At 48.6% G+C, this 552-nt stretch carries 1 pseudogene; it reads right to left on the bottom strand.

The features are described from left to right. Window positions 1-359: 359 nt before the first annotated feature. Window positions 360-552 (bottom strand): annotated as a pseudogene (locus DVK07_RS24045) (hypothetical protein); the annotation flags it as partial.

Raw genomic sequence — 552 nt, forward strand, 5'->3', positions numbered from 1 at the left:
ATATCATTCTTTCACGGTTCCGTTGAAGCCCAATTATACAAAATCGTATGAAGCACCCCGTTGTTACCGAGTACAAACCCTCGGAAGAACGTGTTCATCGTCAGAACTCAATGTTAGCGACGAGCGCCATCTGTGGGCGCTCATCGTTTGGCTGTAAAGATCAGAAATGGAACCGAAGGCGAAAATCGGCCTTGTTAAAATTCTCGGTGAGTGGCACTTTCTGACCGACTGTGGTCAATACAGCGAGGTCACGAATCGTTCAGTACTGGTGAAGAACCTAACAGCATTTCCTCGTACACCACCTGCCAGCGCCATATCACAGAGTCTTCAGACACCCTGTTCGTGCTTGATAGCGCGTATCAGTGAATGTGTTCTGACTGTTGCCGGGCTTTTGAAGTGAAAAGTAGAAACGAGATTACACCTATAAATAAAATCACGAATGGGAGCGTCGTGGCACCTTGTTGGCCGTAGTACTGCGCGAATGCGATGGGGCTCACGGATAGACCAAACAGGCCAATAGCGTAGCCGAATCGGTCTATCCGGTCGTCAAAT

Source organism: Halorubrum sp. Atlit-26R (assembly GCF_003666015.1).
GTDB lineage: Archaea > Halobacteriota > Halobacteria > Halobacteriales > Haloferacaceae > Halorubrum.